The 11,471-nt window shown below is 61.6% G+C and carries 8 protein-coding genes, 1 tRNA gene, 3 pseudogenes and 1 other annotated feature; of the genes and pseudogenes, 2 read left to right on the top strand and 10 right to left on the bottom strand.

Features of this window, described 5'->3' with window-relative positions; all coding sequences use genetic code 11:
* Positions 1 to 2: 2 nt before the first annotated feature.
* Positions 3 to 1,274: an ammonium transporter gene (locus tag K3M67_RS08000; RefSeq protein ID WP_285832863.1), complete on the bottom strand. Its 1,272-nt coding sequence runs from the start codon at positions 1,272 to 1,274 to the stop codon at positions 3 to 5.
* Positions 1,275 to 1,704: 430 nt separating this feature from the next.
* On the opposite strand from K3M67_RS08000, the gene K3M67_RS07995 reads away from it, so the two are divergent.
* Complete coding sequence (locus tag K3M67_RS07995) at positions 1,705 to 2,298, top strand: PAS domain-containing protein (protein WP_198162913.1); 594 nt, start codon at positions 1,705 to 1,707, stop codon at positions 2,296 to 2,298.
* Positions 2,299 to 2,758: 460 nt separating this feature from the next.
* Here K3M67_RS07995 and K3M67_RS07985 read toward each other — a convergent pair whose 3' ends face one another.
* Positions 2,759 to 3,598, bottom strand: coding sequence for an NAD(P)-dependent oxidoreductase (locus K3M67_RS07985; protein ID WP_285832862.1), 840 nt, complete (start codon positions 3,596 to 3,598; stop codon positions 2,759 to 2,761).
* A gap of 638 nt (positions 3,599 to 4,236) precedes the next feature.
* On the opposite strand from K3M67_RS07985, the gene K3M67_RS07980 reads away from it, so the two are divergent.
* Positions 4,237 to 5,003, top strand: a protein-coding gene (locus tag K3M67_RS07980) for an IS5 family transposase (RefSeq protein WP_285832861.1) whose coding sequence is annotated in 2 segments (ribosomal slippage) — positions 4,237 to 4,549 and positions 4,549 to 5,003 — 768 coding nt in all. Because the reading frame shifts where the segments join, the coding sequence is not laid out codon by codon here.
* Here K3M67_RS07980 and K3M67_RS07975 read toward each other — a convergent pair.
* The 8 genes and pseudogenes from K3M67_RS07975 to K3M67_RS07940 all read right to left on the bottom strand — a co-directional run.
* Positions 5,001 to 5,231: pseudogene (locus K3M67_RS07975) on the bottom strand (transposase); the annotation flags it as partial. The gene K3M67_RS07980 and the pseudogene K3M67_RS07975 overlap by 3 nt on opposite strands.
* Before the next feature lie 52 nt (positions 5,232 to 5,283).
* Positions 5,284 to 5,579: pseudogene (locus K3M67_RS07970) on the bottom strand (integrase core domain-containing protein); the annotation flags it as partial.
* Between the two features lie 34 nt (positions 5,580 to 5,613).
* Positions 5,614 to 6,990 (bottom strand): IS30 family transposase, encoded by a 1,377-nt coding sequence (locus tag K3M67_RS07965; protein WP_285832860.1) that lies wholly within the window; start codon positions 6,988 to 6,990, stop codon positions 5,614 to 5,616.
* Positions 6,991 to 7,037: 47 nt separating this feature from the next.
* Positions 7,038 to 7,969, bottom strand: a pseudogene (locus K3M67_RS07960) (IS3 family transposase); the annotation flags it as partial.
* Positions 7,572 to 7,688: a sequence feature (AL1L pseudoknot), on the bottom strand. It overlaps the preceding pseudogene by 117 nt.
* A 50-nt stretch (positions 7,970 to 8,019) precedes the next feature.
* A complete protein-coding gene (locus K3M67_RS07955) occupies positions 8,020 to 8,577 on the bottom strand; it encodes a tyrosine-type recombinase/integrase (RefSeq protein WP_285832859.1) in 558 nt (185 codons plus the stop codon).
* A gap of 163 nt (positions 8,578 to 8,740) precedes the next feature.
* Positions 8,741 to 8,815 (bottom strand) — tRNA-Glu (locus tag K3M67_RS07950).
* 295 nt (positions 8,816 to 9,110) lie between these two features.
* Positions 9,111 to 9,899: a SapC family protein gene (locus K3M67_RS07945; RefSeq protein WP_285832858.1), complete on the bottom strand. Its 789-nt coding sequence runs from the start codon at positions 9,897 to 9,899 to the stop codon at positions 9,111 to 9,113.
* A 118-nt stretch (positions 9,900 to 10,017) separates the two neighbouring features.
* Positions 10,018 to 11,457: an FAD-binding oxidoreductase gene (locus K3M67_RS07940; RefSeq protein WP_285832857.1), complete on the bottom strand. Its 1,440-nt coding sequence runs from the start codon at positions 11,455 to 11,457 to the stop codon at positions 10,018 to 10,020.
* Positions 11,458 to 11,471 lie beyond the last annotated feature (14 nt).

The raw sequence follows: 11,471 nt of genomic DNA, 5'->3' as shown, positions 1-11,471 counted from the left end.
GATCAACGAAAGTCCCAGCCCTGCTGGCCGTGCTGGGCCGCATCGAGCCCGGCGGCTTCCATCGGTGCATCGACCCGCATCGGGATGATGATCGACACGATCAGCGCCGCGATCGCGCTCCCCACCATCGCCCACAGCGCCACGATCAGGACACCGATCGCCTGATAGATCAGCGCGCTGCTGAAATGGACATCGGCGTCGAAGCCGACGCCGCCGAACAGGGGCAGGGCGAAGACCGGCAACAGCAGGGCGCCGGTAGCGCCGCCCACCCCGTGGATCAGGAAGATGCCTGCGCCGTCATCGACCCTGCGGCCGACAATGGCTGCGGCGATCCGGCTGGCCAGCGCCGCGATCACGCCGATCAGCATCGCGCCGCCGGTCCCGACCAGCGCGGCGGAGGCGGCAATGGCCGCGATGCCCGCCAGCGCGCCGGACAGGATGCCGCTCGCGCTGCTGCGCGCCGACAGCAGCCGGTCCAGCAAGGCCCAGGTCAGCGCCGCCGCGCAGGCGGCGAGATGATGGTTGAGCAGGGCGGTCGCGGCGTCGTCGGTCGCGCCCAGCGCCCATCCGCCGACAAGTCCAGACAGGCCGATCCAGACCAGCGCGCTACCGGCCATGCTCAGCACCATGCTATGGCCTCCGCCGGACGGCTCCCGCCGCGGGCCGACGATCAGGACAAGCGCCAGCACGGAAAAGCCGGCGACCATATGGACGACCAGCCCGCCAGCGAAATCCATGACGCCCAGCCCCGCCAGCCAGCCGCCGGCCCAGACTGCATGGGCGACCGGCACATAGACCAGCAACAGCCACAGCAGCGTGAAGGGCAAGAACCAGCCGATCCGCGTCCGCTCCGCCACCCCGCCGACCAGCAGGCAGGCGGCGACCAGCACCGCGGCCAGCTGGAACAGGACGAAGGCCGATTCCGGCACCGTCAGGCCGTCGCGCAACTGGCCCAGATTGGCGAGGAGGAGATTGCCTCCGCCGCCCAGCCATTCGCTGCCCGGCGCATAGACCAGGCTGTAGCCGGCAATCGCCCAGCCGATCGAGGCGACGGCCGCCACCCCGGCGCCCTGCGCCATGACGGACAGGGCGTTGCGGACATTCACCTGTCCGGCGTGACGCAGCATCAGGCCGGGCAGCGCAGCCGCGAACATTAGCAGCGCACAGAGCATCATCCAGGCCGTATCCCCGCTGTCGGCCACAGCGACCTGCGCGCGCGCCGCGTCCGGCGCCACCAGCAGGAAAATCAGGGAGAGGGCGGCATAAGGGCGCATCAAATGGTCCGTCGGGTCGAGAGGCGTCCGCTTCTAGCCGCATCAGGGTGAAGAATTTGATAAGGATGCCGCCGGCGCCACCTCAAGCTATTTGGTGATATTTAGTCACGAAACAGCATATATGATGCGTTCAATTCACGAAATTTGCCACTTTCGCGCAACTGTCTATTTCGTTGTAGCCGGGGCCGCGATGCCCGCCTTTCTCAAGTTTGTCCTTGGATCAAAGCTGGTCTGTCGGTCTCGTCGTAGCCGGTCGTTGGGCACGGTCGGGCGGTGTTCCGAAATTGCGGCACGCCGCAGGATGTTGAGAGAAAATCGGCCGGGCAATGGTCGAGCCAACGATATGGTTCGCAATCGCCTCACTTGCGTTGTACGGCCAGCGCAACATGACCTATGGTGCGGTAATGATCGGTTTGCAGCTGAGTTCAATATGTCCTTGTCGGACCTGATCGCCACGAGTCCGATAGCGGCCCTGATCTGTGATCCGCGACAGGCTGATGTTCCGATCGTGGCCTGCAATGCCGCGTTCGAAGCGCTGACGGGCTATGCATCTGACGAAGTGGTGGGGCGCAATTGCCGGTTCTTGACCGGGACCGGGACAGAACCTTGGCTGACCGAAAGCCTGCGGACGGCGATCCGCAACCGCCGCCCCATCCTGGTCGAAATCCTCAATTACAAGAAGGACGGTACGCCGTTTCGGAATGCCGTGCTGGTGGCGCCGATTTTCGACGAAACCGGAACATTACTATATTATCTCGGGTCTCTCATGGAGATCAGGGAAACGGTCGGTGACGCATCCGACGCTGCCAGGCGGTCGGATGCGTATATGCGTGTCTCCGCGCTGACGAGACGTCAGCGCGAGGTTCTGATCCAGATGGCGGCGGGGCAACTGAATAAGCAGATCGCCCATGCGCTGAACCTGTCGGAGCGCACCGTGAAAATGCACAAGGCCGCCTTGCTCAAGGCATTGGACGTATCGACGCCGGCGGACGCCATTCGACTGGCGGTTGAGGCCGGCTATTGACGGCCTGCGCCGGACGAATTGGCGGGCATTTTGCTGTCTCGCAACCCCTGTGCCGTTGCTACCCTGAACTGATTGCTTGGGCATTGAATGAGTAGCCCCTAGATTACATCGAGATGTTCTACAACCTGGTGCGCAAGTCTGGCAAGGCACAGTGGAGGCTGGCCAATCGGTGCTATGACGCCGAATGGTTCAGGGACGCCGTTGAAAAAAAAAGATCATCAACCTTGCGTTACAGACCGCAAATCCCGCTCCATGCCCGTCCAATACGAGGCGCACCGATACAAGCATCGCAACCGCATCGAGATTATGCTCGGCCGCCTCTACGACTGACGTCCGCGTCGCAATCCGCTACGATCGGAGTGGGACCGTCTTCTTCTCCGCCCTTGCGGACGGCGCCCCCCCCTCTCTTCTGGCTGTGATCAGCGAGTTCTGAGCCTTGAACGCGCGTCCTGCATCTCATTCAATGCAGCGCGCTCGAGTCACCAGCATCGGAATTGAGCCGGGTCGGCATGGCCCGACCGTCGATCGCGGCAAAAATGTTCGTCTTCGCCATATGAAATAACGCCTGTAGGTTTTCCTGAGTATGGGAGATCTCGTGACCGGTCAGGATCGCATTGGGGTGATCGCGCAGCGGACTGGTCATTGGCAAGGGTTCGAATTCGAAGACGTCCAATGCAATACCCCCCAGATGCGCCACCACCTCCGGATCATAGAGCGCGGCTTCGTCGATCACCGCGCCCCGCGACAGGTTGATGAGGATCGCCCCCTTCTTCATTGCCATGAATTGCGCTTTGGAAAGCATGTAATGCGTGTCGCTCGTCAGCGGCAGGAGCGGCAGAACGATATCGCTGCGCTGAAGCAGGGTGGCCAGATCGCAATGGTTGATATTTTGCTGATTCGTCGCGTTGGCGGTACGGGTGCACAGTAGGATATCGGCGCCCCATCCCGCGAGGCGCTGGACCAGCGCGCGCGCGATGTTGCCGAAACCTATGATGCCGATCGTCTTGCCCTTCAGCATCCTGGCCGTGGGCGGACCGGCGCGCGCCACGCCCTGTCGTAACCGATCCTCGACCGCCCGGATCTGGTAGAGCGACATCAGCATGAAAAGAAAGGCCGCCTCTGCGACGCTTTCAAAATTTTCCGTTACATGCCCATTGGCCACGCTGATGCCCCGTGCCGTCGCTTCCGCGACATCGACGCCCTCAAATCCGAGCGACGGAATGACGACAGCCTTCAATCGTGGCGCGCGCGCCATGTCCTGAGCGGTGCAGGGAACGGCAAAGGCGACCAGAATGTCCACGGCTTCCCAGCCCGCACATTCGGAAGGTGATCCGATATCGTAAAGGCTTCGGACATGCGCTGCCTGATCCGGGATCGCACCCGCCAGTTGCTCAAGAAACGGTTTAGGTCGTGAACCCATAAATCGCATCGCTCGAACGTGGCGGATCGTTATTGATGATCGCGCAAGAGGGGCTATTCATTGGGCATGATATCGCGCATCGCCTATTGCCTCATATTCGCAATGCTTGCGGGCTCGTGCAGTCCGAGTTTTCCTGAGCCATCCGCCCAAGACCCTAGCCCTATTCTCGGTTGTTACATCGCCCCAGATGCGCCGTGGTTTGTCATCGATGCTTCTACCGTGAAATTTGCCGGTGACGGAAAGGGTGTGTCCTATCGTTACGAACTGCCAAAAGTCGGAACAGTGCTTCGTGTGCCAATGGACGCGGCCATCGTTGATGGTCGTTTGATTTTTACGCCTTCGGAGGACCGCTTCTATCGTGTGTTACACACGAGCGCGGGACCAGTGGTTCGCGTTGCCTTCGGAAAGGAAGGCCTCCTTCGCGACTATCAACACAAATCTCTCGATGAATGCACGGGATAACGCGAAAATCCGTTTGGTGGATTACATCTTGCCCCTGAATCTGATTCAGCATCGGCATGAGCCGATATGATCTGACCGATTTCGAATGGCGCGTGATCGAGCCGCTGTTGCCCAACAAATCCAGAGGAGTGCCGCGCGTCGATGATCGGCGCGTGCTGAACGGCATCTTTTGGGTGCTGCGTTCCGGTGCGCCGTGGCGCGACTTGCCCGAGCGCTATGGGCCGCGCACGACATGCTACAATCGCTTCGTGCGATGGCGGAAGGCCGGTGTCTGGGACCGGATGATGGACGCTGTCACCGCTGCCCATGACGGCGACATCCAAATGATCGACAGCACCTCCGTTCGCGTCCACCAACAGGCCGCGACGGCAAAAAGGGGGATCGAGATCATTGTCTCGGTCGCTCCCGAGGTGGGCTTACGACCAAAATCCACGCCGTCGTCGATGCGCAGGGGCTCCCGATCCGTCTCGGCCTGACCGCTGGCCAATCTCATGACGGGCAGGTCGCGGACACGCTGCTCGACCATCTTGGTCCCCACACCATCGTGCTGGCAGACAAGGCTTATGACGCTGACCGCATCCGCGCTCTGATCGAGGAACAGGGCGCAACGCCCAATATCCCGCCCAAAAGCAACCGCCGCTGGAAACCCTGCTTCAGCAAGCGCCTCTACCGCGAGCGCAACCTGATCGAGCGGTTCTTCTCCAAGTTGAAGCACTTCCGCCGCGTCGCCACTCGATACGACAAACTCGCGGCCAACTTCCTTGCAATGGTCCAGCTTGCCTCAATGCGGCTGTGGCTCAGGGCTTATGAGTCTACGGCCTAGTATATCGCGCTCCTCGGTCACCCGGGCCAGCTCGCGCTTCAACTGGCGAATCTCGGCATCCTTGCTGGCATCGCCAGACACCACCTTCGCCAGTTGCCGCTTCCATGCGTACAGCGAATGCTGACTGACGCCGAGCCGTTCAGAAACCTCCGCTACCGGATACCCGCGCTCGGTGATCTGGGCCACCGCATCACGCTTGAACTCATCGCTGAAATTAGGCTTCCCCATCGTCGTCTCCTGTCCTCAAAATTAGGATAGAAGGCGTCCAGAAATCTAGGGGCTACTCAGAGACGTCGTCCAGCATGGCATAATATTGTGCTTCGGCTTCAGCGGTTGGATATTGCCGATTGGCTTCAGCAAGCGCCTGTTGTTGAACCAGTCCACCCATTCGAGCGTGGCATATTCGACAGCTTCAAAAGATCGCCACCGTCCCCTGCGATGGATCACCTCGGCCTTGTAAAGGCCATTGATCGTCTCAGCCAAAGCATTGTCATAGCTGTCGCCAACACTGCCAACCGAGGGTTCAATCCCGGCTTCTGCAAGGCGCTCCGAGTATCGGATAGAGACATATTGGGCGGACTCAACCGGTCGTCGCAACACCTGCTCGATACTATGAGGCAAGGAACTGGTCGAGGACTTCTGCAGGCGTCTTCCATCCGAGTGTCTTTCGCGGCCGGGTATTCATCGCGTGAGCAACTGCTTCGAGTTCGTCTTTCGAATGCCGACTGAGATCAGTGCCTTTCGGGAAGTACTGTCGCAGGAGGCCATTGGTATTTTCGTTGGTGCCTCGCTGCCATGGGCTTTGCGGGTCGCAGAAGTAGACTTGCACGCCAGCATCGACCTTGAGGCGCGCATGCTGCGCCATTTCCGCACCCTGATCCCATGTGAGCGAACGGCGAAGTTCTTCGGGCAAGGTCATAATGGTACGGGTGATCGCATCGCGTACGGCGTCGGCCCCATGTCCTGTAAGCGCGGGGCCATTTTTAACACTTGGGCCAACACCATGACCTTCCAATCGCGGTAGGTGCAGCAACATCGTGAAGCGCGTCGTACGCTCGACTAGCGTGCCTATCGCGGAACTGCCCAAGCCCAAAATGAGATCGCCTTCCCAGTGGCCCGGTACTGCCCGATCGTTGGCTTCAGCGGGACGTTGGCTTATCATGATATCGCTTGAAACGAAGTTCTTACCACGCAGGGCGGTACGGCCGCGCGGCATTCGTAAAGTCCGTCCCGTTCTCAGGCATGCAGTCAACTCGCGACGCAAAGCGCCGCGACCCTGAACGTAAAGCGCTTGATAGATAGCTTCGTGACTGATGCGCATTGTCTCGTCATTCGGGAAATCGATGATCAGGCGGCTTGCAATCTGTTCCGGACTCCAAGCCCAAGCCCATCGTCGATCCTGGCGCGGTCCGTGCCGCCGCCCATTCCATGGCACAGCGGGACCAGGAACAGCAGTGCCGCCATTGGTGCGTACGACGCCAGCGAGTTTTTCTTCGACATACGAGCGCAGAGCAGGATTTTTGGAGAGTTTCGTTGCCTTGGGCCGGAGAGCAGATCGTTCAGCATGCCACTGCGCGACGGTAGCACGGTAACTTGAACGACCACCGCGAGTGGCTGCATTACGGCGAACCTCTCGTGAGATTGTCGAAGCAGAACGACCAATCTGGCACGCTATCTCGCGTAAGCTGCAGTTCTGCACGAGAAGCAGCGCGATCTCCTCGCGCTCCGCCAACGAGAGGTACCTTCCCGATAGCGGCTTCGCCGTCGCCCTGAAAATCGTAGGTGGCATACCGCCGGACTCCCGAAACCACCTGGTTCCTACAGGTTGTGAGATGCCAGCCTCGATAGCAGCAGCCTCGCTACTCAGTCCTCTCGCGATATGAAACCAGAACGACTGCCGCTCATCACGCGCCGCAGCACTAGGGCGGCCAGGGGACCGTAACGGCGGTCGCCCACATCGATCTGCACCTTGCCTTTGCTTCCCCATCGCAACCTCCAATTTGTTGGGTGTTGCGACGACCGGTTGAGTCCGCCTTGGCTGCCGCGATCGCTGTGGTGGACAAGGCCGCCACGGTGAACAGGGCGCCGCTCATGGATAGCCTGCTCCAGTGCATCCAGCACAAAGCTGGCATGCGCAGTTCTGCTGACGCGCCAGCCCACAATGTAGCGGGCATAGACGTCGATTACGAAGGCGACATAGACGAAGCCCGCCCACGTCGCGACATATGTGAAGTCCGACACCCAAAGCATGTTGGGCGCCAGAGCATGGAACTGCCGGTTGACGTGATCGAGCGGGCATGGCGCAGCCTTGTTACTGATCGTGGTCCGCACAGGCTTGCCACGGACCACCCCCTGTAAGCCCAAATCGCGCATCAGCCGTTCGACAGTGCATCGGGCGACTGCAAAGCCCTCGCGGTTCATCTGCCGCCAAACTTTGCGCACGCCGTACACCCCGAAATTCTCGGCAAAGACCCGGACCACCTCTGGCTTCAGATCCTGATCGCGCCGGGCACGATCAGACAGGCGCTCTGGATCACGCCGCTGCGCGACGCGCTCATGATAGGTGGATGGGGCAATCGGCAGAACCCTGCAAATCGGCTCGACCCCATATTCCGCGCGATGCTCGTCTATGAAGGCCGTCATCGTTTGAACGGGCGGTCGAGCTCCGCCTGGGCAAAATATGCGCTCGCCTTGCGCAATATCTCGTTGACCTGGCGCAGCTCGCGGTTCTCGCGTTCCAGCGCCTTCAGGCGATCAGCCATCTCGGTAGGCACGCCAGCGCGCTTCCCGCTGTCCACCTCGGCCTTCTTTACCCACTCGTTCAGTGTGTGTGCCGAGCACCCGATCTTCTCGGCGATAGAAACCATCGCCGCCCAGCGAGAGGGATGATCTGCCTCGTGATCCAGCACCATGCGTACCGCCCGCTGGCGCACCTCAGGTGCAAACTTGTTCGTCGTCCTGCTCATATTGGCTCCACTTACTCAGAAGTTGGAGCCTCCGGCAAACCCGGGGCGGCTCACTCCGCGCGCGCCGTGGCGATGGCGTAGCGGAATATCTGGCTGCATGTGCTGCGTAGGCGTTTGGCCGTCTCGTAGCGGCCCTTGCCCTCCATCTTACGCAGCATGTTCAACACCTCCTGCGCGGTGATGGCGGTGACAGGGCGCTTGCCCAGCGACGCATTAATGAAGGCCAGCAGCCAGCGCAGCTTTTTCATCGTGACGGCGGAGCGGCCTTCGCGCTCGACTTTCACCAACCATTCGTCGGCAACCGCCTTAAAGCTGTTGGACGCGGCTACGGTCGCGGCAATCCGATCCAGTCTGATCTTTTCGGCGGGATCATCCCCCTTTGCTAGCACCTTGCGGGCGGCGTCGCGCTGCTCGCGGGCGTCGGCGAGGCCGGTGTCGGGATAGACCCCGAAGGCCAACGTCTTCTGTTTGCCAAGGTGGCGATAGTTCATCCGCCAGTAGCGCCCACCATTGGGCGTCACATAGAGAAACGGGCCATCGCTATCGGTGAGCTTATAGGGCTTGGCTTTGCCCTTGGCGTTTTTGATCGCAGCGGCGGTGAGCGCCATGATGGTATCTCCTTTTCGAGGAGGGCCGCGCTACCATCAGACATACCATCAAGTTGCTGGTATCCGGTGGTCCGAGACCGCTCCGTATGGGATACCTATACCATGAAAAACCGCAGAATCCCGCCGTTCTCGGCACATTCTGATACTCTCTGGGAGAGTATTTTGGTGACCCCTACGGGAATCGAACCCGTGTTTCAGCCGTGAGAGGGCCGCGTCCTGACCGCTAGACGAAGGGGCCACATGGCCGCATGGCGGCCGGGCAGGGGGAGCGCTTTAGCAGGCCGATCCGCCGCGTCAAGAGAAAGCGCGTGCGCCATTATCGCTGGATAATAAAAAACCACCCCATGCAAGCATGGGGTGGCCAAGGTTCAGGGAGGAGACGCCTCCAAAGGGGGGAGGCGCCCATACGACACACCCGAAAGGGGGGCAGGCGCGCCGTATATTCAAGAGATAGGCCAGGTCGCACTGCCTTTCAAGAGGGATGCGCCCTGGCTTCCATCAATTATTTGAGCTGGTTCGGGTTAACTTGCCGTTCAGGCTTCTACGGGGACCGGGGTTTCGGGCATGGCGATCGGCCCCTTGCCCTGGGCGATCTGCGCCTCGAAAATCTCGCGCATCAATTGCAACGAGAAGAGATGGGCGTGGATCAGCGGCAGCATCCCGCTCTGATTGATCTTGCGCAGCTGGTCGCCGCGCAGGTCGCGCAGCTTTTCCTCATTGATCATGCGGAAACCACGGTAGACGAAGGGCTGGTCCGCGATCGGGGTCTGGATCGACACTTCGCCATCCATCAGCAGGCCCAGTTCCTGAAGCTCGCGGACGAACTGGCCGGTGCGGGCCGCTGCCTGCTCGAAATCCTCGCAGAACTTCAGCACACCCTGGGTCAGTTCGCTGGGCTTGCCGTCCTCGAACAGGGCATTGCCTTCCTCGAACGCGCCGATTGCAGGGCTTGTGGGGTCGAAGCAGAGCGACAATTCCTCGCTATCGGGACGCAGCTTGGCCAGCATCCAGGGATAGCGACGGACATAGGCGGGGACATAGGCCGGACCGCGCAGCTTGCCTTCATCATCCACGAAGATGTTGACGCCTTCATTGAGGCCCATCAGCAGCAGCGGCACGGAGTCCGCGCCGGCCGAGAAGATGATCGGCGCAAAGCGCTGCGCGTTGACGAATTCATCGACGGTCAGCGGCACGGCATGTTGCGTCGTGAGGAAGGGTGCCGATTCCACGCTGCGGCTCTTGAAATCCGCATGATCCACGGTGCTGAGCGGGAGCAGGTCGTTATAGAAGATCGGCAGGTTGTTCGCGGGCGCACTGGCCATGATCAGGTCCATTCTCTCAATGATGCGACGCGTTGACCTGCGCCGCGGGTCCGTAGATTGGGGCAGGGCGATATAGGCCTTGCGGGTCGGGTGCAATCGCTTTGTCGGTGGCCCGCGTTCAGCCTTCGCCGGGCAGCGGGATCAGCTTGCCGGGATTGAACAGGCCCTTGGGGTCGAAGGCCGCCTTGATCGCGCGCAGCGCGCTGATCCGGGCAGGGCTGGCGAGGCGGCCCAACTCCGCCCGCTTCATCTGGCCGATGCCATGTTCGGCAGAAATGGAGCCCCCGGCTGCGACCACGGCATCGTGGACGAAGGCGTTGATGACCTGACCCTGTGCGGCGATCCACGCCGGGCCGTCGCTCGTTCCCCTGGGAGCGCGGACATGGAAATGGACATTGCCGTCGCCCAGATGGCCGAAGGACGAGGCAGTCGTACCGGGAAAGGTCGCTTCCGCCGCCGACGCCGCCTCGATCATGAAGGCGGGCATCTTCGCAACCGGCACGCTGATATCATATTGCAGCGCTGGCCCCTGCGCCCGCTCCGATTCCGAGAGGGATTCGCGAATCCGCCAGAAGGCCTCGGCCTGGGCCTCGTTCGCGGCGATCGCGGCGTCCATGGCGATGCCGCGATCGAAGGCTTCTGCCAGCGCCCCTTCCAGCCGTTCCGACGGACCAGGTTCCGACAGGTCGGCATGGTCCACCTCGATCAATACATGCCATGGGGTGCGCGTTTCGATCGGCGAGCGGGTGCCGGGTACATGGCCGAGGACGAAGCCCAGCGTATCGTTCGCGATCACCTCGAAGCCTTCCACGCTGTCGCCGAGCTTTTCCTCGGTCAGGCGCAGCAGGCGGAGGGCATCGGCGGGGCTCTTGACGCCGACCCAGCCCACCGCCCGCGCCGCGATGGCGGGTACCAGCCGCAAGGATGCCGCCGTGACCACGCCCAGCGTTCCTTCGGCGCCGATCAGCAACTGCTTTATGTCGTAGCCGCGATTGTCCTTCTTGAGCGCGTCCAGCCCGTCAAAGATGCTGCCATCGGGCAGAACCGCCTCGATCCCTTCGACGAGCGCGCGCATCGTGCCATGGCGCAGCACCTGCGTGCCTCCGGCATTGGTGGATACGAGGCCGCCGATCGTGGCCGATCCCTTGGCTCCCAGGCTGAGGGGAAAGCGGCGGCCGGCGGCTTCCGCTGCGTCGTGCAACACGCTCAGGATAACCCCAGCCTCGCAAACCGCCAGATTGTCCTCGGGCGACAGGCTGCGGATGCGGTTCATCCGACGCAGCGAGAGGATGAGGGCGGAACCATCCGCCGGCGGGGTGGCGCCGCCCACCATCGACGTATTGCCGCCCTGGGGCACCAAAGCGACGCCCAGTTCCGCCGCCAGCTTCACCGCGGCGGCGACTTCCGCCGTCGACGCGGGCGACAAGATCGCTGCTGCCGCGCCATGGTAGCGGCCACGCCAGTCGCTGACCCAAGGAACGATATCGTCGGGGTCGTCGGTGACGCCCTTGGGGCCAAGCAGGGCGGCGAAGCGGTCGATGATATCCTGTCCGATCATGGACGCACCTATGC

Origin of the sequence: Sphingobium sp. V4 (assembly GCF_029590555.1) — a bacterium.
Taxonomy (GTDB): Bacteria; Pseudomonadota; Alphaproteobacteria; order Sphingomonadales; family Sphingomonadaceae; genus Sphingobium.
This window is presented reverse-complemented; position numbering and strand designations above follow the sequence as displayed.